This window comes from Vibrio phycocola, assembly GCF_054404255.1.
The window spans coordinates 1-1187 of sequence record NZ_JBTAMQ010000033.1 but is presented as its reverse complement, the minus strand read 5'-3'; the positions used below and the strand labels follow the sequence as shown (position 1 = coordinate 1187).

Genomic DNA, 1187 nt, shown 5'->3' with positions numbered 1-1187 from the left:
TGTCTAAAGAAAAATTTGAACGTACGAAACCGCACGTAAACGTTGGTACTATCGGCCACGTTGACCACGGTAAAACAACTCTAACAGCAGCAATCTGTACGACTCTTGCAAAAGCGTACGGCGGTGCAGCAAAAGATTTCGCATCAATCGATAACGCTCCAGAAGAGCGCGAACGTGGTATTACAATCAATACTTCACACGTAGAGTACGATACTCCAACTCGTCACTACGCGCACGTAGACTGCCCAGGACACGCGGATTATGTTAAAAACATGATCACAGGTGCTGCGCAAATGGATGGCGGTATCCTAGTAGTTGCTTCAACAGATGGTCCAATGCCACAAACACGTGAGCACATCCTACTTGGTCGTCAGGTTGGTATTCCATACATCATCGTATTCATGAACAAATGTGACATGGTTGATGATGAAGAGCTTCTAGAGCTAGTAGAAATGGAAGTACGTGAGCTATTGTCTGAGTACGATTTCCCAGGTGATGACTTACCAGTAATTCAAGGTTCAGCACTAGGTGCATTGAACGGTGAAGAGCAATGGGAAGCGAAGATCATTGAACTAGCAGAAGCGCTAGACAACTACATCCCAGAGCCAGAGCGTGCAATTGACCAACCATTCCTAATGCCAATTGAAGATGTATTCTCAATTCAAGGTCGTGGTACTGTAGTAACAGGCCGTATCGAGCGTGGTATTTTGAACGTAGGTAACGAAGTTGCAATCGTTGGTATCAAAGAGACAGTAACAACGACTTGTACTGGTGTTGAGATGTTCCGTAAGCTTCTTGACGAAGGTCGTGCAGGAGAGAACGTTGGTGCCCTTCTACGTGGTACTAAGCGTGAAGATGTAGAGCGTGGTCAAGTATTGGCAGCGCCTGGTTCAATCACTCCACACACTAAGTTTGAGTCAGAAGTTTATGTTCTGTCTAAAGATGAAGGTGGCCGTCATACTCCATTCTTCAAAGGTTACCGTCCACAGTTCTACTTCCGTACAACTGACGTAACTGGTGACATTTCTCTACCAGAAGGTGTAGAAATGGTAATGCCTGGTGATAACATCCAAATGGTTGTAGAGCTAATCGCTCCAATCGCAATGGATGAAGGTCTACGTTTCGCGATTCGTGAAGGTGGCCGTACAGTAGGTGCTGGTGTTGTAGCTAAAGTTATTGCTTAATAA

Annotated in this window: 1 protein-coding gene; it reads left to right on the top strand. The window is 45.3% G+C overall.

Going from position 1 to position 1187, the window contains the following annotated elements; all coding sequences use genetic code 11:
• The coding region (gene tuf / locus ACXJY6_RS19725; protein ID WP_456053123.1) for an elongation factor Tu at positions 1-1184 on the top strand (1184 nt) is incomplete at its 5' end.
• Between the last annotated feature and the right edge of the window lie 3 nt (positions 1185-1187).